The following is a 22,360-nucleotide window of genomic DNA, read 5'->3' on the forward strand; positions in this document are numbered from 1 at the left end:
ACCTGCCCGGGGGCTTGTGGCCCCGCCGCCCTTCTTCCAGCGCAGGGCGCGTGCCATCCCGGGTTCGCACCGATCCCCCAGCTTTCACGCGCTGGGATGCCGCCCACGGGCCCAGGGAGAACCCGTTGTCACCCCACACCAGCCTGCGCTGCGTCAACGCTGCACGCTGTACCGAAATGACACAGGGTGAGCCCGGGTGTGGCACACCGTCCCCCGGTGGATACTGCGCTCGCCATGCGACCCAACCACCTGCCCGTCACCTCGCCCCAGCTGCAGCAGGCTCGCCGCTGCCTGCTCGAGACCGGCGACCTGCCCCTGGGCCTGGTGGACGACGCCCTGCAACGCTCCTGGCAGCGCAGCCAGCACGCTGGCATCAGCCCCCTCGGTGGCCTGGGCGAGCCCCCGCTGTGCAGCGACGGCGAACTGCGCCGCGCGGTGGCCGCAGAGCATGAATTCCTGGCCCAGGCGCGCCCGGTGATGGACTTCGTCTTCGACCAGATGCGCGACTCTGGCAGCCTGGTCGTGCTGGCCAATGCGCGCGGCCTGCTCCTGCACAGCCTGGGCGACGCCGACTTCCTCGGTCGCGCCGAGCGCGTCTCGCTGCGCCCCGGTGCCCTGTGGCACGAGAGAGACCGCGGCACCAACGCCATCGGCACCTGCCTGGCGGAAAACCGCGCCGTCGTCATCCACGGCGCCGAGCACTACCTCGAGCGCAACGGCTTCCTGACCTGCTCTGCCGCCCCCGTGTTCGGCCCGCGCGGCCAGCTGAGCGGGGTGCTCGACATCTCAGGCGACCACCGAGGACACCACCCGCACACCTTCGCGCTGGTGCGATCGGCCGCGCGCATGATCGAAGACCGGCTCTTCCACGCCCGCCACGCAGGCGACCGCATCCTGCGCCTGCACCCGCTCGCCGAGGGCCTGGGTGGCGTCGGAGAAGGCCTGGTCGCGCTGTCGGAGGACGGCTGGGTGGTGGGCGCCAACCCCCTGGCCCAACAGTGGCTGGCCTTGCCGGCAGAACGAATCGGTGCCTGCACGCTGGAGCAGCTCACGGGCACCGGGCTGGGTCTGTGGCCGCCGGGGCGGGTGCGGGTGCTCCAGGGCTCACACGGCGGCCATGCCCTGCATGCGAGGCTGGACAGCACCGAGCGCGTGGTGATCCAGGCCCGGGCACCAACGCCCATCGCACCAGGCAGCAGCACCACGTCCCGTCCGATCCGCGAGCAAACGCCAACAGCAACGCACCCCGCCAAGCGGGACGCGCCACCCGACCTCGACCCACGCGTTGCCGACGCCTTCTCGCGCGCCCGGCGCGTGCAGGCCCAAGGCATCGCGCTGCTGATCCAGGGCGAGTCAGGCACTGGCAAAGAGGTGCTCGCACGCCGCCTGCACGAAGAAGGCCCCCGGGCAGGCAAGCCCTTCGTGGCAGTCAACTGCGCCGCCCTGCCAGAGCAGTTGATCGAGGCCGAACTCTTCGGCTACGTCGGGGGCGCCTTCACTGGCGCGCGCCGCGAGGGCTCACCAGGTCGCATCCGCGAGGCCCACGGCGGCACCCTCTTCCTCGACGAAATCGGGGACATGCCGCTGCCACTGCAAGCTCGCCTGCTTCGCGTGCTGCAGGACAAGGCCGTTGTGCCTGTGGGCGGCGGTCAGGCCATGCCGGTCGACTTCCTGCTGGTGAGTGCCACGCATCAACGGCTCAAGGACGCCATCGCCTGCAACACCTTCCGCGCGGACCTCTACTACCGACTCAACGGCCTGAGCGTGACCCTGCCCCCGTTGCGCGAGCGGCAGGACTTCGACGCACTGCTGCACGAGATGCTCAGCCGCATCGCTCGCGAAATGGGTCGCCCGGCCATCGAGGGAGTGCACCCAGGCCTGCTCACTGCCCTGCGCCAGCACGCCTGGCCCGGCAACCTGCGACAGCTCCACGCCCTGCTGCGAACCGCCTGCGCCTTGCTGCCCTCCGATGCAAGGGACCTCGACTGGTCTCACCTGCCAGAGGACATGGCCGAAGAGCTGCATGCTGCCGATGGCACCAGGCCGCCACAGCCACCCCACGGGGCGGCATCGAATCCACCAGTCCAAGCGGACACCAACGCGGGCGAGACCAACCTTCGTCGCCTGTCCAGCCAGGCCATCCGCCAGGTCATCGAGGCCACGCAGGGCAACATGTCGGAGGCGGCGCGACGCCTGGGCATCAGCCGCAACACCCTCTACCGCTGGCAACGTAAAGCCGGTCGCAACGACCTGGGCTGATCGCCTGCGGCGCAAACGCCCTGCCGCTGAATCAGGCATGACTTGAGCCACCTCGCGCGCAAACCGCCCGGCATTGGGTAGCATGTCGCCCATGATCAACGCCGACCCCCAAGAACTCGCGAAGTTTTCCGACCTGGCCCACAAGTGGTGGGATCCGGAGAGCGAATTCCGTCCCCTGCACCAGATCAACCCCCTGCGCCTGGACTGGATCGACCAGTTCGCGGCCATCTCGGGCAAGAACGTGGTCGACGTGGGCTGCGGTGGTGGCATCCTGGCTGAATCCATGGCTCGCCGTGGTGCCAACGTGCTCGGCGTGGACCTGGCCGACAAGCCCCTGAAGGTGGCCCAGCTGCACGCCATGGAAGGCGGCGTCGCCAACCTCGACTACCGCAGCATCGCCGCCGAAGACCTGGCCGCCGAGCAACCCGCCGCCTTCGACGTCGTCACCTGCATGGAGATGCTCGAGCACGTGCCCGACCCGTCGTCCATCATCCGTGCCTGCGCCGGCATGGCCCGCCCAGGCGGCTGGGTGTTCTTCTCGACGCTCAACCGCAACCCCAAGTCCTTCCTGTTCGCCATCGTGGGCGCCGAGTACGTGCTCAAGCTGCTGCCCCAAGGCACGCATGAATTCTCGCGCTTCATCCGCCCGGCCGAGCTGGCCCGCTGGATCCGCGAAGCCGGCCTGGAGCTGGTGCAGTTCAAGGGCCTGGAATACAACCCCATCACCCGCCGCTACTGGCTCTCGGGCGACACCAGCGTCAACTACATGGTGGCTTGCCGCAAGCCCCTGCAAGGCTGAGCATGGCACTGACCGGCTCCATCGCCTGGCCGCACCCCGCCACCGCCGTCCTGTTTGACCTCGACGGCACCCTGGCCGACACGGCAGGCGACCTGGGTGGCGCACTCAACCGCTTGCGTCTGGACCGCGGGCTCGCACCACTGCCGCTGGACATGCTGCGCCCCTACGCCTCGGCGGGAGCACGCGGCCTGATCGGTGTGGGCCTGGACATCCACCCCGGCCACCCCGAGTTCGACGCCCTGCGCACGGCCTTCCTGGCGCACTACGACCAATGCCTGGCAGAGACCACCGCTTTGTTCGACGGCGTGTCCGCCATGCTCGATGAAATCGAGGCCCGTGGCCTCAAGTGGGGCGTGGTGACCAACAAGCCGCACCGTTTCACCGTGCCCGTGCTGCGCGCATTGGGCCTGCTTGAGCGGTCTGGCACCAACATCAGCGGCGACACCACCGCCCACCCGAAGCCACACCCCCTGCCGCTGCTCACCGCTGCGCAGGAGCTGGGCGTGGAAGCGTCTTCCGTGCTGTACGTGGGCGATGACCTGCGTGACATCCAGGCCGCGCAAGCCGCCGGCATGCCCAGTGCAGCGGCCAACTGGGGCTACATCGGGCACAACGGCGAGGTGGGCAGCTGGGGGGCGGATGTGATCGCGGATCACCCGCTGGACTTGTTGCTGACGCTTGCTTGATCGAACGCCAAAGGCGGAGCACCGGGGCTCATTGCCCCGCCAAACAAAATGGCCACCCAAGGGTGGCCATTTTTGTTGCCTCCGGGCATGCAGCCCCAAAGGTCAGCGCGTCAACATCAAGCTGACCGGCCATAGTTGTCCTGGAAGCGAACGATGTCGTCCTCCCCCAGGTAACTGCCCGACTGCACTTCGATGATCTCCAGCGGGATCGCACCCGGGTTCACCAGGCGGTGCACCGTGCCCAGCGGGATGTAGGTCGACTGGTTTTCACTCAGCATCAGCACCTGGTCGCCATTGGTGACCTCGGCCGTGCCGCTGACCACGATCCAGTGCTCGGCACGGTGGTGGTGCATCTGCAGGCTCAAGGAAGCCTTGGGCTTGACCATGATGCGCTTGACCTGAAAGCGCGGCCCCATGTCGATCGAGTCGTACCAGCCCCAGGGGCGGTGCACACGGCGGTGCAGGCTGCCCTCGGTGCGCGAAGCCTTGTCCAGGCTGGCCACGATCTTCTTGACGTCCTGGCTGCGACTGCGATCGGCCACCAGCACGGCGTCCGGCGTCTCCACCACCACCACGTTGTCCAGGCCCACGGCAGCCACCAGGCGGCTGTTGGCATGAACCAGGGTGTTGCGGCTGTCTTCGATCAGGGCGTCGCCTTGGCAAGCGTTGCCAGCGGCGTCGTGCTCGCTGACCTGCCAGACGGCGTCCCACGCGCCCAGGTCAGACCAGCCCGCATCCAGCGGCACCATGCGCACCTTGAAGCCGGCATCCGGCTTGGCCGGGCACTGCTCCATCACTGCATAGTCCACCGACTCGGAAGGCACTGCCTTGAACTCTTCTTTGCCAGGGCGCACGAACTGCGCGTCCGTGGTGCGAACGGCAAACGATGCTTTCGTGGCCTCGGCGATGTCCGGGCGGAAGTGGCCGAGCGCGGCCAGCCATCGCGAAGCGCGCATCACGAACATGCCGCTGTTCCAGAAGTAGCCGCCGTCAGCCAGGTAGGCCTGCGCTTTTTCCAGGTTGGGTTTTTCAACGAAGGCGGCCACGTCGCGGACACCTTGGGCATCGGCACCCGAGGTGCGGATGTAGCCAAAGCCTGTTTCGGGCTTGTCCGGCGTGATGCCCAGGATGACGATGTCGCCCAGGGCTGCAGCCGAAACCGCCTTGCGCAGCGCCGCCGTGTAAGCCGCAGCATCAACCACCGTCTGGTCGGCCGGGGTGACCACCAGGATCGGGTCTGCGCCATCGGCCGTGGCCTGCAACGCCGCCAGGGTCACCGCCGGAGCGGTGTTGCGGCCCGCAGGCTCCAGCAACAGGGACGCCGGCTCACCCTTGACCTCACGCAGTTGATCGAGCACCAGGAAGCGATGCTCCTCGTTGCCGACGATGCAGGGCCTGCCCACCTCGACACCCTCGCCTGCCAAGGCCTGCAGGCGCAGGTGGGCTTGCTGGAACAGGCTCTGGTTGCCCGACAAGATGAGGAACTGCTTGGGATACAGGGCGCGCGAGAGCGGCCACAGGCGGGTGCCGGAGCCACCGGCCATGATCACCGGCAAGACGGACAAAGCGGACTGGGTCATGATCCTCAACCTTCGAAACCTTGTGGATTGGTGGACTGCCATCTCCAGGAGTCCACGCACATTTCTTTCAAGCCCCGGCTGGCCTTCCAGCCCATGAGGCGCTCGGCCAGAGTGGGGTCGGCATAACAAGCCGCGACGTCGCCCGGGCGACGCGGCGCGAACACCACGGGCACCTCGCGGTCAGCGGCTTCGCCATAGGCTCGCGCGAGCTCCAGCACGCTGTAGCCCCGGCCCGTGCCGAGGTTGACCGTGAGCGATTGCCCCTTGTCGGCCAGGTACTTCAGTGCCGAGACGTGACCTTCAGCCAGGTCCATGACATGGATGTAGTCGCGCACCCCCGTGCCATCCGGCGTGTCGTAGTCGTTGCCGAACACATTGAGGTGCGGACGCTTGCCGACCGCGACCTGCGCCACATAAGGCATGAGGTTGTTGGGGATGCCTCGGGGGTCTTCGCCGATCAAGCCACTTTCGTGAGCGCCCACCGGGTTGAAATAGCGCAGGTAAGCGATGCGCCAGTTGGGGTCGCACGCCTCCAGGCCACGCAGCAGTTCTTCGCCCACCAGCTTGGTTTGCCCGTACGGGTTGGTCGAGCGCAAGGCCGAGTCTTCTGTGATGGGCAAGCGATCGGGTTGGCCATAGACCGTTGCCGACGAGCTGAACACCAACTGGTTGACGCCATGGCGTTTCATGGCCTGGCACACCGACAGCAAGCCGCCCAGGTTGTTCTCGAAGTAATCGAGCGGACGCTCGACCGACTCGCCCACGGCCTTGAGCGCCGCGAAATGAACCACCGCTTCGATGCCCCCGAAGCGCTCGCGTCCGATGTCGAAGCAACGGTCCATCACGGTGGCATCGCGCACATCACCTTGAACGAAAACGGGCTCTTCACCGATCAGGGTGCGCAGGCGATCCAACACCCGGGGCGAGCTGTTGACGTGGCTGTCGACGCCCACAACCTGGTAGCCAGCCTGGCGGGCCACCACCCACATGTGGGACGCGATGTACCCGGAAGCTCCGGTAAGAAGGATGCAAGGCATGTCAGTCGCTGAGAGATGTCAATCCAGGGTGAGGCTGGCCGAGCAGCTGGTCGAGTGGCCGTCGTACTCGTTGCGGCCGATGCCGCGCGTCTGGTTGTACTTGGCCAGGTTGCAACTCAGCTCAACCGAGCGCATCAGCTGGTACTGCACGTCCAGGGAGTAGGTGTCCCGGTGGCTGTCGGTGCTGTCTTCGCTGTTGAGAAAAGCCAGTTGAGCCGGGCTGTAGTTCACCGTGCGAGAGCTGTCGTACATGTTGCGGGTGTAGTTGGCACCCACCTTGATCTTGGCTGTCGCCTGCCAGTTGGCACCAAGCGCCACCGAGTTGGTGATGTAGTCGGTCGTGATCGATGCCAGCCCGCCTGCGCCACCGTTCGCTCGGTCCGAGCTGGTGCGGCGGCTCAAGTTGGCCGAATAGCTCACGGAGCCACGGGGCGTGAACACCCAGCCCAGCGAGCCCGTGGTCGAGCCCTTGCTGGTCGATTGCCCATTGGCATCGGTGTACTTGGTGTCTCGCAGGGACAGCAAGGCATTGAGCGAGCTCAGCCCGCTGACCCGCCAATCGGTCGTGAAGTCCAGGTTGCTGTCTTCGACCGTCTTGCTGGTGGTGCGATTGGGGTACTCGGTTTTCACGAAACGAGGGCCGACGCCAAAACGCAGCAGGTCACTGGGGCTGTAGTAAACCCGCAAGCTTTGCGAAGTCTGATCGGCATTCTGATCACGCTGCGCAGAATAGGTCAGGTCGTTCTTGTCCAGTTTGCCCACCACAGACCACAGGCCGGACTTGCCGTACTGAACGCTCAAGTTGGTGTCGCGGTAGCGACGGATGTTGCGAACAACCTGGCTCTGAACGGTATTGCCTACGATGGCGTTGTCCTGAAGGGAGTTGAGGTTCTCGTCGTATTGACCACCCAGCGTGACCAGCCAGTTGCTCATGAACTCCGAGGAGACCGTGCCGTTCAGGTTCTTGCCGTCGTTGTCGAGCAACTCCGCAAAACGGTTGTACTGGTTCTTCGTGAGACGGCCGTACAACAAATAGGTCTGACGCCCGTAAGACTTGTTCAGCCCCGCCGCCAATGCCGCAGCCCGAACGGTGTCGCTTTGCCGCTCAGGGGTGCGTGCGAGGTTCGAGTCATGCATCAGGGTCAAGGACGTCGTCAGGAAGAGCGGCAAATCTTCATCTGACTGAGCCAAGCACGAACCGCACCAGCCCATCCAGAGCGCAGCCGAAGCGGCGGTCAACAGGGCTGGGAAACGGCGGGCGGGGATGAGGGCTGACACCTTCACGATCACCTCTTTCGATGAGCTTGTTCAGTAAGCGTTGCGGTCGAACAGCATCAGCCGGATCGTCCGGATGATGATCTGCATGTCCAGGCCCAACGACCAATTGCGCAGGTACTCCAGGTCGTACTCGACCCGCGCCTGCATCTTGTCAATGGTTTCTGTCTCTCCACGGAAGCCGTGCACCTGGGCCCAGCCCGTGATGCCCGGGCGCACCTTGTGGCGCACCATGTAGGCCTTGATCAGGCGCCGGTACTCTTCGTTGTGGGCCACGGCATGGGGGCGCGGCCCCACGATGCTCATGCGGCCTTGCAGCACGTTGATGAACTGCGGCAATTCATCGAGCGAGGTTTTGCGGATGAAGGCACCAAAAGGGGTGATCCGCGAATCGCCCTTGGTGGCCTGACGCACCACGGCGCCGTTGTCCTGGGTGCGCATCGAGCGGAACTTGTAGACGATGATTTCTTCGCCATCGAGTCCGTTGCGACGTTGCTTGAAAATCACCGGCCCGGGCGACGAGAGCTTCACGCCGATCGCGACGCCGGCCAACAAGGGCGAGATCAGCACCAGGATGATGCTGGCCAGGATGACGTCCGAGACGCGCTTGACGAGGTCGTTCGTGCCCGTGAAAGGCGTCTCGCAAATGCCCACAACCGGCACGCCGTTCATGTCCTGCAAGCGACCCTGGATGATGCTGATGCCGAACACATCCGGCACGAAGTACAGCGATGCCGTCGTTCCCTGCAGCGCCTCCATCAACTCCACAAGGCGGGGTTGCGAGCCCAGCGGCAAGGTGATGTAGACCTCGTGCACGCCATGGGCGTAGACGTAATTGGCGACGTCGCGAAGACCGCCCAGGCGCATGCTTCGCGCTTCCGGCAGGACGCGGCTGTCGATGCGGTCGTCGAAGTAGCCGATGAACTCGGTGCTCTGATCGAACCCGCTCTGGATGGCTCGCGCCATTTTGCCACCCAGGGGCCCGGCGCCCACCACGATGGCGCGTCGGCGAGCGCCCGGCTGGGAACGACGATGGCGCAGCACCACCTTGCCCGCCAGGACCGCGAACCACTGGACGATGGGGGTCACCGCCGCCCAGGCCATCATGGCGTTGAAGTCGAAAAACATCAGGCTGTTGGTGGCGTAGCCACACAGCCACAGGATGGCGAGCATGGACACCCAGGAGCCCAGGATGTCGATCAGCGCCTCGAGTTTGGAGACGATGAAGCGATTGCGCCCCGGAAAGGTGAGCGCAAAAACCAGCAGGCACAGGGCCATGCCGGCACGCCCCATGGGCTCACCCGCCCAGGCCATGGCGCCAGCCAGCGTCAGCACCGTGATGAACGGCTCCAGGAACGCCGCCACGAAGGATGTGACCGACTGTGGCGCGTTGAAGAACGTGCGGTTGTAGTTGCGGTTGTTGAACATGAAAAACCCGGGAGGCACGACCGGACCCAGCGGGTGAGCGAGACATGCAGCGGGCGCTCCACCAGCCACCCGACCAACCTCGTCCCGGCCAGTGCAGGACAGGCCGACGGCGCAGGCATGCCCGCACCATCTTGATCGGGCATTGTGGATCAAAATGGATGACAGAAATCCCATCGACTTCCCCCGCCCCCCTGGCATGCAGGGGTGTGTCGGGCGCCCCCTACAATCCCGTCATGCTCCCTTCCCCGATTCAGTGGCTGGCTCCAGCTGTGCTGGCCCGCCTCGTCCTCTTGCTCAACCACGTGGTCGCCAGCGAGCCCCAGGCGTCGGCCCGTCTCAAGCCTCACGCGGGTCGCGTGATCGACATCCGCTGGGCCACAGGCACCGCGGGCGTCTTGCCCGCTTTCCTCGGCCAGGTGCTCAAGGGTGAAGCCAAGCTGCCGCCCATCCGCTTGCTGATCACCCCGGCCGGGCTGTTCGAAGCCGTCGCGGAAAACACCCCCGCTTCTGCGCTCACACCCGCGTCACCGCAGGGCCTGACGCTCACGGTTCAACTTGGCGACCCGATCGACCTGCTCAAGCGCGCTACCCGTGGCGAGCGCCCCGAGGTCAACATCGAGGGCGACGCCAACCTGGCCGAAGTGGCCTCCTGGATGATGAAAAACCTGCGCTGGGACATCCAGGACGACGTCGCTCGTTTCCTGGGCAACACCCCGGCGGAAGCGCTGCGCAAGGTCGGGGAAGGCATCCGTGAAGCCCTGCAGCGTTGGCGCCCAGGCAACGGCTCCCCCCGCTGAAGCCATCTGTTTGAGCGATGCGCAGCCTCTTTCGCCCGGCCTACATCGGCCTGATCTCACTCACACACGGGCTGGACATCCTGCTGCTGGGCAGCATCCGCCACAAAGGCCTGAACCGCCTGGCCAAATTGCTGAGCCTGGGCCGGCGGCTCGAAGGCACGCGCGGGGAGCGGCTGCGCCTGGCGCTTGAAAAGCTCGGCCCCATCTTCGTCAAATTTGGCCAGATGCTGTCCACCCGGCGCGACCTGCTGCCGCCCGACGTGGCCGACGAGCTCGCCAAGCTGCAAGACCGGGTGCCCCCGTTCTCCAGCGCCGAATCCGCTCGCCTGGTTGAAAAGGCGCTGGGCAAGCCCCTGTCGGCGGTGTTCCGCCAGTTCGACGCCGATCCGATCGCCAGCGCCTCCATCGCCCAGGTGCACTTCGCCGTGCTGCACGATGGCCGCGAAGTGGCCGTCAAGGTGTTGCGCCCGGGCATGCTCGACATCATCGACGACGACCTGGCCCTGATGCGCACCCTGGCTGGCTGGGTCGAGCGCCTGTGGTCCGACGGCAAGCGCCTCAAGCCGCGCGAGGTGGTCGCCGAGTTCGACAAATACCTGCACGACGAGCTCGACCTGGTCCGCGAAGCCGCCAACGCCGCTCAGCTGCGCCGCAACATGCAGGGGCTCGACCTGGTGCTGGTGCCCGAGATGATCTGGGACTTCTGCACCCCCACCGTGATGGTGATGGAGCGCATGAAGGGCGTGCCGATCAGCCAGATGGCGCGCCTGCGCGAGGCCGGCGTCGACATCAAGAAGCTGGCCCGCGACGGCGTGACCATCTTCTTCACCCAGGTGTTCCGCGACGGTTTCTTCCACGCCGACATGCACCCGGGCAACATCCAGGTCAGCCTGGACGCGCGCAGCTTCGGGCGCTACATCGCCCTGGACTTCGGCATCATCGGCACGCTCACCGAAGTTGACAAAGATTACCTGGCGCAAAACTTCATCGCCTTTTTCCACCGCGACTACAAGCGCGTGGCCGAGCTGCACATCGAGAGCGGCTGGGTGCCGGCCAGCACGCGCGTGGACGAGCTCGAAGGTGCCATCCGCACCGTCTGCGAGCCCTATTTCGACCGCCCACTGAAAGAAATTTCCCTGGGTCAGGTGCTGCTGCGCCTTTTCCAGATTTCCCGGCGCTTCAACGTCGAGATCCAGCCACAGCTGGTGCTGCTGCAAAAGACCCTGCTCAACGTCGAGGGCCTCGGGCGCGAACTCGACCCCGACCTCGACCTGTGGAGCACGGCCAAGCCCTTCCTGGAGCGCTGGATGCACGAACAGGTGGGCTGGCGCGGCATGGTCTCGCGCCTCAAACGCGAGGCCCCCCGCTACGCCAAGCTGCTGCCAGAGCTGCCGCGCCTGCTGCACCACCAGCTGGAGCACGGCGATCAGGCCCTGCGCCGCGACATGCACGCCATCTTGCTGGAGCAAAGGCGCACCAACCGCATCCTGTCTGCCATGGTGTGGCTGGGTGTCGGTTTCGGCCTGGGGTTGCTGGTGGCACGGCTCGTGCTGGCCCTGCACGAACACGGGGTGCTGTGAGGCGAAGGCCCCGCCAGCGACTAAACTCCGCCCCCTGATGCCCTGCCCGGGTGAGCCCGCAACTCTGCGCTCCCCGGGTCATTTTTTGCGTTCTTCGGCCTGATTGTTGGAAAGGTGCTGCCGAACATGAACACCACGCTGCTCGCTTTCGTGATCCTCTACCTGGTCGCCACCATGGCGCTGGGCATGTACGCGGGCACGCGCATCAAGAGCACCGCCGACTTCGCCATTGCCGGGCGCAGCCTGCCGCTGGCCATGGTCATCACCACCACCTTCGCCACCTGGTTCGGCGCCGAAACCGTGATGGGCATCCCGGCCAAGTTCGTCGAAGGCGGGCTCAACGCCGTCATCGAGGACCCCTTTGGGGCCTCGATGTGCCTGGTGCTGGTGGGCGCCTTCTTTGCCAGCCGGCTCTACAAAATGAGCCTGCTGACCATCGGTGACTTCTACCGTCACCGCTACGGCAAGGGCGTCGAGATTTTCTGCTCCATCGCCATCATCCTGAGCTACCTGGGCTGGGTGGCCGCCCAGATCACCGCCCTGGGCCTGGTGTTCGTGGTGCTCTCCGGGGGCGCCATCAGCGCCGAGCTGGGCATGGTCATCGGCACGGCGCTGGTGCTGGTCTACGTGATGGTGGGCGGCATGCTGGCCGTGGCCTGGACCGACTTCGTGCAGATGGTGGTGCTGGTGGTGGGCCTGTCCTTCATCGCATGGCTGGCCGCTGACCAGGCAGGTGGCGCCGACCAGGTTTTCGCGCTGGCCGAACAGCAGAACTGGTTCAAGATCCTGCCAGAGCACACGGTTGACGGCTGGGTCTGGTTCATCGCGGCGGCCATCACCATGATGTTCGGCTCGATCCCGCAGCAGGACGTCTTCCAGCGCGTGATGTCGGCCAAGGACAGCGACACGGCGCGCAAGGGCGCCATCATCGGCGGCTTCAGTTACCTGGCGTTTGCCTTCGTGCCGATGTTCATCGTGGCCTCGGCGCTGATCATCATGCCGGCCGAAACCAAGGAAATGCTGGCCAACGACCCGCAGAAGGTGCTGCCCACGCTCATCCTGAGCAAGATGCCCCTGATCGCGCAGATCTTCTTCTTCGGCGCGCTGGTTTCGGCCATCAAATCGACCTCGTCTGCGACGCTTTTGGCGCCCTCGACCAGCTTCGTCGAGAACATCCTGAAAAACATCCACCCCGGCATGAGCGACCGCCAGGTGCTGCTGTCCATGCGGATCACGCTGTTCGTGTTCACGGCGCTGGTGCTGACCTACGCCATCGTGATGCAGGGCACGGCCATCTACGACCTGGTTTCGGCGGCCTACCAGATTCCCCTGGTCGGGGCATTCGTGCCGCTGCTGTTCGGGCTGTACTGGTCGCGCGCCACCACGCAAGGCGCCATTTTGTCGATCGTGCTGGGCATTGGCACGTTGGCGCTGTTCACCTTCCACGCCGCGCTGGGTGAGGCCTTCCCGGGGCAGCTTGCCGGCCTGATCATGGCGCTGGGCGGCATGATCGTGGGCTCGCTCATGCCCCAATTCGTTGGCGATCACCGGGCGCGCCAGGCCAGCCTCGCCTGAGACATGCCGCGCACCGCACACCAGATCCCCCTCATGCCTCGACGCGGAACCCCCTTGAAGGTGGCGTGGCGCCACCCCATTTACAATCCCGCACAGGGTTGACCCGAGGTTTCACCATGCCAATTTATGCCTACCGCTGTGGCGCCTGCGGCCACGCCAAGGACGTCCTGCAAAAGATGTCCGACGCCCCTTTGACCACCTGCCCAGCCTGTGGCGCCGAAGCTTTCAGCAAGCAGGTCACCGCTGCCGGCTTCCAGCTCAAGGGCTCTGGTTGGTACGCGACCGACTTCCGTGGCGGCTCGGCCGGCACTGGCGCCGCCGCAACGGGTGCCACGGCCAGCGCGGCCGCCAGCGCGCCAGCCCCCAGCGACGGTGGCAACGCCAGCGCGTCATCCAGCGGTGACGGCGCTGCGGCGGCCGGCGGTTGCGGCACGTCCTGCGCCTGCCACTGAATGCCCCACCTCGCGTGAAAAAATACATCCTCACCGGCCTGCTCGTCTGGCTGCCCCTGGCCATCACGATCTGGGTGCTGATGAACGTCGTCGGCGCGCTCGATGGCGTCTTCAGCTGGTTCATGGCTGCTGCGCGCACCGTGCTGCCTGTCAGCCTGCACCCCTTCCTGCAGGAGTTGCGCGAGGTCCCCGGCCTGAGCGTGATCGTCGTGGGTGCCACGCTGCTGCTCACAGGCATGGCGGTGTCGAACATGGTCGGCCAGTGGCTGCTGAACCAGTACAACCGGGTGCTGTCGAACACGCCCATCGTCAAGAGCATCTACACCTCGGTCAAGCAGGTGTCGGACACGCTGTTCTCCAGCAGCGGGCAGGCTTTTCGGGAGGCGGTTCTGGTGCAGTACCCGAGGCAAGGCGCCTGGACCATCGCATTCGTGACCGGCAAGCCTGCGGGCGAGGTGGCGGCCCGTTTGCCGGCCGACATGGTCACGCTCTACGTGCCCACGACGCCCAACCCGACCTCCGGTTTCATGCTGATGGTGCCCCGCGCCGAGGTTCACCCGCTCAAGATGTCGGTGGACGAGGCGCTGAAATACATCATCTCCATGGGGGTGGTGGCGCCACCCAACGTGTCCCCTGTCGCCCCCACTTCGCCAGCTGAGGGCACGCCCCCGCCGACGGCACCCCAATCCTGAACGACAATCACGGGTTCTCGGTGTTCGCCTGACGCTCGGCGGACACCGCTACCCGATTTTCCCTTCTCCCCTCTCGGAGCAAACAACAATGCGCACCACTTACTGTGGTCTGGTCAGCGAAGCGCTGATGGGCCAGACCGTGACGCTGATGGGCTGGGCCCACCGTCGCCGCGACCACGGCGGCGTGATCTTCATCGACCTGCGTGATCGCGAAGGCCTGGTGCAGGTCGTGTTCGACCCCGATCGCGCCGACTCGTTCAAGATCGCCGAAGACGTGCGCGGCGAGTTCTGCCTGAAGGTCACCGGCGTCGTGCGCGCCCGCCCCGCTGGCACCGAGAACGCAGGCCTGACCAGCGGCAAGATCGAAGTGCTGGGCCACACCCTGGAAGTGCTGAACGCTTCCGTGACGCCCCCGTTCCAGATCGACGACGAGAACCTGTCGGAGACGACGCGCCTGACGCACCGCGTGCTGGACCTGCGTCGCCCGTACATGCAGAAGAACCTGATGCTGCGCTACCGCGTGGCGATGGAAGCGCGCAAGTTCCTGGACGAAAACGGCTTCGTCGACATCGAGACCCCGATGCTGACCAAGTCCACGCCCGAAGGCGCCCGCGACTACCTGGTGCCTTCACGCGTGCACGACGGCCAGTTCTTCGCGCTGCCCCAGTCGCCCCAGTTGTTCAAGCAGCTGCTGATGGTGGCCGGCATCGATCGCTACTACCAGATCACCAAGTGCTTCCGCGACGAAGACCTGCGTGCCGACCGCCAGCCTGAATTCACCCAGATCGACATTGAAACGAGCTTCCTGACCGAGCAGGAAATCCGCGACATGTTCGAAGGCATGATCCGTCACGTCTTCATGAAGGCGTTGAACGTGGACCTGGGCGCCTACCCGGTCATGAAGTACGCCGACGCCATGCACCGCTTTGGCTCGGACAAGCCCGACCTGCGCGTCAAGCTGGAGTTCACCGAGCTGACCGACGTGATGGCCGACGTGGACTTCAAGGTCTTCTCGACGCCCGCCACGACCAAGGGCGGCCGCGTGGTGGCCCTGTGCGTGCCCGGTGGCGGCACCATGAGCCGCGGCGAGATCGACGCCTACACCGAGTTCGTCAAGATCTACGGCGCCAAGGGCCTGGCCTGGATCAAGGTCAACGAGGTGGCGAAGGGCCGTGACGGCCTGCAGTCGCCCATCGTCAAGAACCTGCACGACGCAGCGATCGCCAAGATCCTGGAGCGCACGGGTGCCAAGGACGGCGACCTGATCTTCTTCGGTGCCGACAAAGAAAAGGTCGTCAACGACGCCATCGGCGCGCTGCGCCTGAAGGTCGGCCACTCGGACTTCGGCAAGAAGGCCGGCCTGTTCGAAGACCGCTGGGCCCCGCTGTGGGTGGTCGACTTCCCGATGTTCGAGTACGACGACGAGTCGGAGCGCTGGATCGCCGTGCACCACCCCTTCACCGCCCCGAAGGACGGTCACGAGGACTACATGGACACGGACCCGGGCAAGTGCATTGCCAAGGCCTACGACATGGTGCTCAACGGCTGGGAGCTGGGCGGCGGCTCGATCCGCATCCACCGCGCCGAGGTGCAGTCCAAGGTCTTCAAGGCCCTGAACATCACCGACGAGGACGCCAAGGTCAAGTTCGGCTTCCTGCTGGATGCGCTGCAATACGGTGCCCCCCCGCACGGTGGCCTGGCCTTCGGCCTGGACCGCCTGGTCACGCTGATGACCAAGGCCGAGTCCATCCGCGACGTGATTGCCTTCCCCAAGACACAGCGCGCGCAGTGCCTGCTGACCGGCGCCCCGTCGAACGTGGACGAAAAGCAGCTGCGCGAACTGCACATCCGCCTGCGCAACGCACAGGCCGCGCAAGCCGGCCAGGCCCCTGCCGCCTGACCTGACCGCTCGGTAAACTCTCGGGGCCATCCTGTGCAAGGGTGGCCCTTTTTCTTTGTGGCACGGCCCTCTGCAGCGGTGCTCACAGCGGTGCCCGCAACGGCACTTTACGGCTTCGCTTTGTCGTCACCTCGGACCACTGGAACCCTTGCACCTGCCGCACACGCGCACGGTGGCGTGCTCAAGCAGACCCAACACATTCACACAGGAGCCCCCCATGTCAACCATCCGCTTTGCCACCTGCCTGATGCCCCTTTGCCTGCTGGCGCTGAGCGCCTGCAAGGACGCCAAACCGCCTCAGGCTTCGACCGAGCTGGGCCAGGGCAGCTCCGTGGTGACGGGCTCGGCAGGCCCCAAAGGCGCACAAGGCGCTGACAGCGGGCTGGTGACCTGCGCGGCCCCCGTGGCCACCTTGGCCCTGGCCGAGAACCCCGATGGCTACACGATGCGCAGCAGCTACCAGCTGCCGCCCTCGCCCGTTCCCCTGATCAAGCTGATCGCTCAGCAAAGCGGGTGTTTCCGCGTGGTGGACCGCGCCGCCGGGCTGCGCAGCACCATCCAGGAAAGCGAACTCAAGGAAGCCGGCATCGTCCGCTCCAACAGCACCGTGAGCAAGGGCAAGGGCTACGAAGCCCAGTTCACCCTCACGCCCAGCCTGACTTTCAGCGAAGAAGACGCCGGCCGCGGCCTGGCTGGCATCGTCGGCTCGATCCCGGTGCTGCGCGACATCGCCGGGCTGGTGGGCCTGCTCGAGCAGGTCAAGCTCAAGGAAGCGCAAGTGGCCTTGCTGCTGACCGACAACGAGACCACGGAGCAACTGGCCGCGGCCACCGGATCGGCGCGCAGCACCGACCTGGGCCTGGGTGGCCTGGTGGCAGGTCGCGCAGGCGGGCTCGGCGGCATCGGCTGGAGCAACACCAACGAAGGCAAGGTGATCGCCGCGGCCTTCTACGACGCTCACAACAAGCTCGTCAACCAGGTCCAGGCCTTGCAGGCTCGCCAACTGCCCCCCCCTGTGGCCACCCACACCCGACCTCAATGAGCCAGGAACCCGCCCACAAGATCCCGCAGTCCGTGCTGGTGGTGATCCACTCACCCGAGCTGGAGGTGCTGCTCATCGAGCGAGCCAAACAACCTGGCTTCTGGCAGAGCGTGACCGGATCGAAAGACCACCTGGACGAAGACTGGGCGCTGACCGCCATCCGCGAGGTGGGCGAAGAAACCGGCATCGCCGTCGGCTCGCCCGAAGTGCCCGCCTCGGCCTTGCGAGACTGGGCGCTGGAGAACATCTACGAGATCTACCCCGTCTGGCGCCACCGCTACGCGCCGGGGGTGACACACAACACCGAGCGGGTCTTCAGCCTGCAGGTGCCGCGCGAGATCCCCATCAGGCTGGCGCCGCGCGAGCACACGCAGCACGCCTGGCTGCCCTGGCAAGCGGCGGCCGACCGTTGCTTCTCGCCCTCCAACGCGGAGGCCATCTTGATGCTGCCCCGGCAGTTGCGGAACCGATGAAAACCACGGGGAACCCGCCCCCAGATGCGCGCCGTGGACCACCCCACTTCGGGTAAGGTTGAATCCCCGCACCTCTGCTGACGACCGTGCTCAACCCGCTTCAGTCTTCGCTGCTGCCGCCGTCGACCCAGGGCTCCTCCTGCCTGCGCGTGGCGACTTACAACATCCACAAGGGCGTGCGCGGCATGGGTCCGTCCAAGCGCCTGGAAATCCACAACCTGGGCCTGGCTGTCGAGGCCATGGACGCCGACATCGTCTGCCTGCAAGAGGTCCGGCGCTTCAACGAACAAGAGGCGCGGACGTTTTCGCGAACGCAGTTCGGGCCGATGGCCTGGCCCGCCGAGCCGCAGGCCGACTACCTGGCCCCCGAAGGCTACGAGGTGGCCTACCGCACCAACGCCTTCACGCGCGGTGGCGAACATGGCAACGCGCTGCTGGCGCGCTGGCCCATCGGAGACATCGGGCACCACGACGTGTCCGACCACCGCTTCGAGCAGCGCGGGCTGCTGCACGTGCCGGTGCGGTGGCGGGGCATCGAGGTGCACGTGGTGGTGGTGCACCTGGGGCTGATCCACGCCAGCCGCGTGCGCCAGGCAGAGCGCCTGGCCCGCCTGGTTCACGAATCGCTGCCCGCGAACGCGCCGGTGGTGATCGCGGGTGACTTCAACGACTGGAGCGAGAAGCTGGACCCAGTCTTCACGGATGCCGGCCTGGTTCGCGCTTGCACCGCAGACATGGCGCGCGTGCCCACTTTTCCGTCGATCGTGCCGGTGCTGTCGCTGGACCGGGTCTACACGCGCGGGCTGCGCTGCACCTCGGTGATGGTGCCCCGCGGTGGCACCTGGGCCAGGCTGTCGGACCACCTGCCCCTGGTGGTCGAACTCGAGCTGGGTTGAGCGATGCAGGTGTCGCCGGCCGATGCCGACCTGGACACGCTCGAAGGCCTGGCCTGGTACGTTCAGAGGCGTCCTGTGTTCACGGGCGGCAACGAGGTGCGCCTGCTCAAAGGTGGAGAGCAGCTCTTTCCTGCGCTGCGCGACCGCATCAACGCTGCTCAGCACAGTGTGTGGATGGCGTTCTACATGGTCTCGCCACAGGGGCAAAGCAGCTGGGTGCTGCAGGCCCTGATGCGGGCCGCCAGGCGCGGCGTCTCGGTGCACCTGGTGGTCGATGGGCTGGGCTCTCGCGATGCACCGGCCAGCCTGTGGAAGGACCTGACGCTGGCCGGGGTGAAGCTGGCCACCTACCGCCCCACGCGGGGCCTGGGTGCGCTCGTGTTCGACACCAGCCAATGGCGGCGCATGCACCTGAAGATCGCGGTCATCGATCGCAGTCAGGCCTTCATTGGCGGCATCAACCTGATCGACGACCGCCACGACCTGCACCATGGCTGGTCACAGCAGCCTCGACTGGACTACGCCGTCGACGTGAGCGGCCCTGCCATCACACCCATGTTGCACGCGGTGCGGGCCATCTGGACGCGTGCGCAGTTCGGTGTGGACTGGCGCGATGAGCTGCCTCAGTTGCCCAAGGCAGCCAGTGACCTGCAGAAGTTCCGCCGCTTCAAGCGACTGCTCGACCAGGCGCGCATGCGCCTGTCTCCGCGCGAGCAAGGGCGCGTCGAGCAAGCCGCGCAGCTGTTGCACGGCTCGCGCTGCGCTTTTGTCATGCGCGACAACCTGCGCCAGCGTCGCACCATCGAGCTCGCCTCGCTGCAAGCCATTCGGCAGGCGCGCGAGCGCATCGACATCGTCACGCCCTACTTCTACCCGCACCGCGCCATCCGCCTGGCCCTGCGCCACGCGGCCTCCAAGGGCGTGCAGGTGCGCCTGCTGCTGCAGGGCAAGCTTGACTACCGCATCGCCGGGGTCGCGGCCCAGGTGCTCTACCACGAGCTGCAGCGCCACGGCGTTCGCATCTTCGAGTACCAGGACGCCTTCCTGCACGCCAAGGTGCTGAGGGTGGACGATGAATGGGCCACGGTGGGCTCGTCCAACCTCGACCCGCTGTCGCTGGTGCTCAACCTCGAAGGCAACCTGGTGATCAAGGACCGGGCCTTCGTGCGCACCCTGTCGACCTCGCTGGACGAGGACTTCTCGCGCAGCCGCGAGGTGCCCGCCCCCGCCTCCGACAGCCAACCTGGCTGGGTGGCGCGAGCGCGGCGAGCCGTGGTCAGCTGGCTGGCGCGGACCTACCTGCGGCTGGCAGGCGCCACGCGACGCTACTGAGCCATCAGCGACCAGGCTTGCCCGTGCGCCGGCGGCCTGGGCCACTGCGATGCCTGAGTGGGCGGCTGCCCTGGTCCATGGGTTTGCAACCAGCGACGCGCCAGCATCCAGCCAGCATGGCCGACGACGCTCACACCAGGTTCGGGAGGATGCCAACTTGCGGCCCGTTGCAGCACCTGCTGCAAGCTCTCGCCGCCGCCCGGGCGGTGATGCAGGAAGTCCGCGACCCAGGCATCAACGTCATCGCGTGCGATGTGTGCCCAGGCTTTTCCGTCCCATGTGCCGAAGTCGGCCTCCAGCAAGGCGTCATCAACCACGTGTCGCCAGCCCAGGCTGCGCAGGTGACGCCCTACTGCATGGCAACGCATGAGCGACGAGGTGCAAGCCACGCGAGGCAGGCCGTGCTGCAGCGCATGCCGATGGATGCGGCGCGCCAGTCGCCGGGCCTTTCGCGGGTCGACGCGCAAGTTGGTGCGGCCGATGCAGCGCCCCTCGTTGCCGATCGGGCGCGGGTGGCGCCAGGCAGTGAAAACCAACGGCATGTCGACCATGCTCACGCAGCCACGCCAACCCGGCTCATCCGCCCACAGGGTGCACCACGTGCAACCAGGCCAGCAAGGTGGCCAGCTCGGCGAGTTGCTGGCTGGCGCCCAGGGTGTCGCCCGTGAAGCCGCCCAAACGACGATTGAGCCAAACCAGGCACCAGGCCAACACCAAAGCGGCGCCCAGCAGGCCCCAGGCCAGAGCCTGACCCAGGGTGCGCAGAGGCCAGCCGTCGAGCACGAAGAACACGGCCATCGCCGCTGCCACCACCCCGGTGTTGGCCACCGTGGCCCACACGTGCGGTGTGGCCACGGCCAGCGCCAGGGGCTTGGCCTTGGCGTGTTCGGCATCGCCTGCATAGGGCAGCAAACGGGTCAGCACGACCGGCACCAGGCGCGAGAGCGCATGTGCCCAGATCAGGCCCATCGACGTCCACAGCAGCAGCACGTGGTGGATCTGGCTGGTGCGGGCGCTGTCGAGCTCGTGCACGCGGGGCGTGAGCAACTCGACGAGCACCGCGGCCTTGAGCCCCAGCAAAAGGATCAGGCCCAGCGCCCCATAGGTGCCCAGGCGCGAGTCCTTCATGATGAGCAGCGCCTTGTCGCGGCTCACAGCACCGCCCAGGCCGTCGCAGGTGTCGGCCCAGCCGTCTTCGTGAAAACCGCCGGTGAGCCACACGGTGGCAGCCATGCTCAGGCCCACGGCCACGCTCGGCGGCCACCAGGCAGAGGCCAGCGCCAGCACCGCCGCACCGAACAAGCCCACCAGCGCACCGACCAGAGGAAAGTGGCGCATGCTCGCCGGCATCCAATCGGGCTGCCAGCCCACCCAGGCCGGCACCGGCACGCGCGTGAGGAACTGCAGCGCCAGCCAGAACAGGCGCAACTCGTGCACCAGGGCCGAGGACAGGGCTGCAAGCGGGCCGCGTGGTGGTGTCGCGTGGCTCATGTCGATCTCAGGCCTGCGGGTCGGTGCCAGCGCTGCTGACACCGGCCGACTCGAAGCTCGCCATCTCGCGCAGGATGCGGCAGGCAGACTCCAGCAGCGGCCAGGCGAGGGCCGCGCCCGAGCCCTCCCCCAGGCGCAGGTCCAGCTTGATCAAGGGCTCGGCGCCCAGGTGGGCCAGCATGCGGGCGTGGCCACTTTCGTCGGACTGGTGCGAGAACACACAGCGCTGCAGCACCAGCGGCTGCAGCGCATGGGCCACGAGCAAGGCGCTGGTGGCGATGAAGCCATCGACCACGATGACGCGGCCCTGTGCCGCTGCTTCGAGCATGGCGCCACACATCATGGCCACCTCGAAGCCACCGAAGGCTCGCAACACAGCCAGGGGCTCGTGCGCGTCGGCGTTGGCCAGCAGGGCCTCTTGCAGGATGGCGAGCTTGCGTTGCACGGCTGGCTCATCGAGCCCGGTGCCCCGGCCCACACATTGCGCCAGGGGCAGGCCCGTCAGGCGAGCCATGATCAAGGCGGCGATGGACGTGTTGCCAATGCCCATCTCACCGAACAACACGGCGTTGCCCGGCAGGCTGCGCACGACCTCGGCACCTTGTTCAATCGCCTGAGCACATTGCGCCGCCGTCATCGCCGGGCCCCGGCTGCAGTCGGCTGTACCCAGGGCCACCTTGCGGCTTTGCAGCATCGGGCGCGGCGCCAGTTCCTTGGCAACCCCCGCGTCCACCACCGTGAGCGCCAGGCCATGCTGGCGCGCGAGCACGCTGATGGCTGCGCCTCCTGCCAGGAAGTTCTCGACCATCTGCCAGGTCACGTCTGACGGAAAGGCCGACACGCCGCGCGCCGCCAGGCCGTGGTCGCCCGCGAACACCACCGCCTGGGGAGAAACCAGCACCGGGCGCTCGCTGCGCAAGGTCAACCCGATCTGCACGGCCAGCGACTCGATTCGACCCAGCGAGCCCAAGGGCTTGGTCTTGTGGTCGATGAGGCGCTGCAAGCGAGCGGCGAGCACGCCATCGCGCAAATCGGCCAGCTCGGGCAAGCGGAGCTCTGCCATGCC

The 22,360-nt window shown here is 66.5% G+C and carries 20 protein-coding genes; 13 read left to right on the forward strand and 7 right to left on the reverse strand.

Features of this window, described 5'->3' with window-relative positions:
• Positions 1 to 234 precede the first annotated feature (234 nt).
• The 3 genes from ABG80_RS12165 to gph all read left to right on the forward strand — a co-directional run bounded on the left by ABG80_RS12165 (position 235) and on the right by gph (position 3,744).
• The gene (locus ABG80_RS12165) at positions 235 to 2,259 is read left to right on the forward strand and encodes a sigma-54-dependent Fis family transcriptional regulator (protein WP_058087899.1); all 2,025 of its coding nucleotides are present in this window, start codon (positions 235 to 237) and stop codon (positions 2,257 to 2,259) included.
• A 91-nt stretch (positions 2,260 to 2,350) separates the two neighbouring features.
• Entirely contained in the window at positions 2,351 to 3,058 is a 708-nt protein-coding gene (gene ubiG, locus ABG80_RS12170; RefSeq protein ID WP_058088165.1) for a bifunctional 2-polyprenyl-6-hydroxyphenol methylase/3-demethylubiquinol 3-O-methyltransferase UbiG, read from the forward strand.
• A gap of 2 nt (positions 3,059 to 3,060) precedes the next feature.
• Complete coding sequence (gene gph / locus ABG80_RS12175; protein WP_058087900.1) at positions 3,061 to 3,744, forward strand: phosphoglycolate phosphatase; 684 nt, start codon at positions 3,061 to 3,063, stop codon at positions 3,742 to 3,744.
• A 116-nt stretch (positions 3,745 to 3,860) separates the two neighbouring features.
• Here the strand turns inward: gph and ABG80_RS12180 are convergent, their stop codons facing one another.
• From ABG80_RS12180 to ABG80_RS12195, 4 genes are read right to left on the reverse strand one after another with little or no spacing between them, the layout of a single operon-like run.
• Complete coding sequence (locus tag ABG80_RS12180; RefSeq protein WP_235513840.1) at positions 3,861 to 5,324, reverse strand: mannose-1-phosphate guanylyltransferase/mannose-6-phosphate isomerase; 1,464 nt, start codon at positions 5,322 to 5,324, stop codon at positions 3,861 to 3,863.
• Positions 5,325 to 5,329: 5 nt separating this feature from the next.
• Positions 5,330 to 6,361 (reverse strand): UDP-glucose 4-epimerase GalE, encoded by a 1,032-nt coding sequence (gene galE, locus ABG80_RS12185; protein WP_058087901.1) that lies wholly within the window; start codon positions 6,359 to 6,361, stop codon positions 5,330 to 5,332.
• A gap of 18 nt (positions 6,362 to 6,379) precedes the next feature.
• Positions 6,380 to 7,645, reverse strand: a complete 1,266-nt coding sequence (locus tag ABG80_RS12190; protein WP_152987605.1) for a hypothetical protein — start codon at positions 7,643 to 7,645, stop codon at positions 6,380 to 6,382.
• Positions 7,646 to 7,669: 24 nt separating this feature from the next.
• Positions 7,670 to 9,064, reverse strand: a complete 1,395-nt coding sequence (locus ABG80_RS12195; protein ID WP_058087903.1) for an undecaprenyl-phosphate glucose phosphotransferase — start codon at positions 9,062 to 9,064, stop codon at positions 7,670 to 7,672.
• A 233-nt stretch (positions 9,065 to 9,297) separates the two neighbouring features.
• Between ABG80_RS12195 and ABG80_RS12200 the strand changes: the two genes are divergently transcribed.
• From ABG80_RS12200 to clsB, 10 genes are all read left to right on the forward strand, one after another.
• Positions 9,298 to 9,861, forward strand: a complete 564-nt coding sequence (locus ABG80_RS12200; RefSeq protein WP_152987606.1) for a hypothetical protein — start codon at positions 9,298 to 9,300, stop codon at positions 9,859 to 9,861.
• Between the two features lie 17 nt (positions 9,862 to 9,878).
• Positions 9,879 to 11,441, forward strand: coding sequence for a ubiquinone biosynthesis regulatory protein kinase UbiB (ubiB, locus tag ABG80_RS12205; protein ID WP_058087905.1), 1,563 nt, complete (start codon positions 9,879 to 9,881; stop codon positions 11,439 to 11,441).
• Between the two features lie 126 nt (positions 11,442 to 11,567).
• Positions 11,568 to 13,016, forward strand: a complete 1,449-nt coding sequence (locus ABG80_RS12210; protein ID WP_058087906.1) for a sodium:solute symporter family protein — start codon at positions 11,568 to 11,570, stop codon at positions 13,014 to 13,016.
• 116 nt (positions 13,017 to 13,132) lie between these two features.
• On the forward strand, positions 13,133 to 13,468 hold the full coding sequence (locus ABG80_RS12215; protein WP_058087907.1) for an FmdB family zinc ribbon protein: 336 nt from the start codon (positions 13,133 to 13,135) through the stop codon (positions 13,466 to 13,468).
• A 14-nt stretch (positions 13,469 to 13,482) separates the two neighbouring features.
• Positions 13,483 to 14,160 (forward strand): DUF502 domain-containing protein, encoded by a 678-nt coding sequence (locus ABG80_RS12220; protein WP_058088167.1) that lies wholly within the window; start codon positions 13,483 to 13,485, stop codon positions 14,158 to 14,160.
• An 88-nt stretch (positions 14,161 to 14,248) separates the two neighbouring features.
• Complete coding sequence (gene aspS, locus ABG80_RS12225) at positions 14,249 to 16,060, forward strand: aspartate--tRNA ligase (protein WP_058087908.1); 1,812 nt, start codon at positions 14,249 to 14,251, stop codon at positions 16,058 to 16,060.
• A gap of 217 nt (positions 16,061 to 16,277) precedes the next feature.
• A complete protein-coding gene (locus ABG80_RS12230; protein WP_407638753.1) occupies positions 16,278 to 17,102 on the forward strand; it encodes a CsgG/HfaB family protein in 825 nt (274 codons plus the stop codon).
• Positions 17,099 to 17,575, forward strand: coding sequence for a dihydroneopterin triphosphate diphosphatase (gene nudB, locus ABG80_RS12235; protein ID WP_058087909.1), 477 nt, complete (start codon positions 17,099 to 17,101; stop codon positions 17,573 to 17,575). The genes ABG80_RS12230 and nudB overlap by 4 nt, the downstream gene beginning before the upstream one ends.
• Before the next feature lie 86 nt (positions 17,576 to 17,661).
• Positions 17,662 to 18,471 (forward strand): endonuclease/exonuclease/phosphatase family protein, encoded by an 810-nt coding sequence (locus ABG80_RS12240; protein ID WP_058087910.1) that lies wholly within the window; start codon positions 17,662 to 17,664, stop codon positions 18,469 to 18,471.
• A gap of 3 nt (positions 18,472 to 18,474) precedes the next feature.
• On the forward strand, positions 18,475 to 19,803 hold the full coding sequence (gene clsB / locus ABG80_RS12245) for a cardiolipin synthase ClsB (RefSeq protein ID WP_083506050.1): 1,329 nt from the start codon (positions 18,475 to 18,477) through the stop codon (positions 19,801 to 19,803).
• Here clsB and ABG80_RS12250 read toward each other — a convergent pair.
• Genes ABG80_RS12250 through cobT form a run of 3 tightly spaced genes read right to left on the reverse strand, consistent with a single transcriptional unit; the run spans position 19,797 to position 22,357 of the window.
• Entirely contained in the window at positions 19,797 to 20,354 is a 558-nt protein-coding gene (locus ABG80_RS12250; RefSeq protein WP_235513854.1) for a histidine phosphatase family protein, read from the reverse strand. The genes clsB and ABG80_RS12250 overlap by 7 nt on opposite strands.
• A gap of 25 nt (positions 20,355 to 20,379) precedes the next feature.
• Positions 20,380 to 21,294, reverse strand: a complete 915-nt coding sequence (locus tag ABG80_RS12255; protein ID WP_200964310.1) for an adenosylcobinamide-GDP ribazoletransferase — start codon at positions 21,292 to 21,294, stop codon at positions 20,380 to 20,382.
• Positions 21,295 to 21,301: 7 nt separating this feature from the next.
• Positions 21,302 to 22,357 (reverse strand): nicotinate-nucleotide--dimethylbenzimidazole phosphoribosyltransferase, encoded by a 1,056-nt coding sequence (gene cobT / locus ABG80_RS12260; protein ID WP_058087911.1) that lies wholly within the window; start codon positions 22,355 to 22,357, stop codon positions 21,302 to 21,304.
• Positions 22,358 to 22,360: the final 3 nt, after the last annotated feature.

The organism is Aquabacterium parvum (genome assembly GCF_001447195.1).
Classification (GTDB): domain Bacteria; phylum Pseudomonadota; class Gammaproteobacteria; order Burkholderiales; family Burkholderiaceae_C; genus Aquabacterium; species Aquabacterium parvum.

Excerpts from the sequence above, each read along its gene's own strand:
- ABG80_RS12255 (WP_200964310.1), bottom strand. The coding sequence starts at position 21,294 with ATGAGCCACGCGACACCACCACGCGGCCCGCTTGCAGCCCTGTCCTCG.
- ABG80_RS12250 (WP_235513854.1), bottom strand. The coding sequence starts at position 20,354 with ATGGTCGACATGCCGTTGGTTTTCACTGCCTGGCGCCACCCGCGCCCG.
- ABG80_RS12180 (WP_235513840.1), bottom strand. The coding sequence starts at position 5,324 with ATGACCCAGTCCGCTTTGTCCGTCTTGCCGGTGATCATGGCCGGTGGC.
- ABG80_RS12210 (WP_058087906.1), top strand. The coding sequence starts at position 11,568 with ATGAACACCACGCTGCTCGCTTTCGTGATCCTCTACCTGGTCGCCACC.
- cobT (WP_058087911.1), bottom strand. The coding sequence starts at position 22,357 with ATGGCAGAGCTCCGCTTGCCCGAGCTGGCCGATTTGCGCGATGGCGTG.
- ABG80_RS12195 (WP_058087903.1), bottom strand. The coding sequence starts at position 9,064 with ATGTTCAACAACCGCAACTACAACCGCACGTTCTTCAACGCGCCACAG.
- gph (WP_058087900.1), top strand. The coding sequence starts at position 3,061 with ATGGCACTGACCGGCTCCATCGCCTGGCCGCACCCCGCCACCGCCGTC.
- galE (WP_058087901.1), bottom strand. The coding sequence starts at position 6,361 with ATGCCTTGCATCCTTCTTACCGGAGCTTCCGGGTACATCGCGTCCCAC.
- ABG80_RS12200 (WP_152987606.1), top strand. The coding sequence starts at position 9,298 with ATGCTCCCTTCCCCGATTCAGTGGCTGGCTCCAGCTGTGCTGGCCCGC.
- clsB (WP_083506050.1), top strand. The coding sequence starts at position 18,475 with ATGCAGGTGTCGCCGGCCGATGCCGACCTGGACACGCTCGAAGGCCTG.
- ABG80_RS12165 (WP_058087899.1), top strand. The coding sequence starts at position 235 with ATGCGACCCAACCACCTGCCCGTCACCTCGCCCCAGCTGCAGCAGGCT.
- ubiB (WP_058087905.1), top strand. The coding sequence starts at position 9,879 with ATGCGCAGCCTCTTTCGCCCGGCCTACATCGGCCTGATCTCACTCACA.
- ubiG (WP_058088165.1), top strand. The coding sequence starts at position 2,351 with ATGATCAACGCCGACCCCCAAGAACTCGCGAAGTTTTCCGACCTGGCC.
- aspS (WP_058087908.1), top strand. The coding sequence starts at position 14,249 with ATGCGCACCACTTACTGTGGTCTGGTCAGCGAAGCGCTGATGGGCCAG.
- ABG80_RS12215 (WP_058087907.1), top strand. The coding sequence starts at position 13,133 with ATGCCAATTTATGCCTACCGCTGTGGCGCCTGCGGCCACGCCAAGGAC.
- nudB (WP_058087909.1), top strand. The coding sequence starts at position 17,099 with ATGAGCCAGGAACCCGCCCACAAGATCCCGCAGTCCGTGCTGGTGGTG.
- ABG80_RS12230 (WP_407638753.1), top strand. The coding sequence starts at position 16,278 with ATGTCAACCATCCGCTTTGCCACCTGCCTGATGCCCCTTTGCCTGCTG.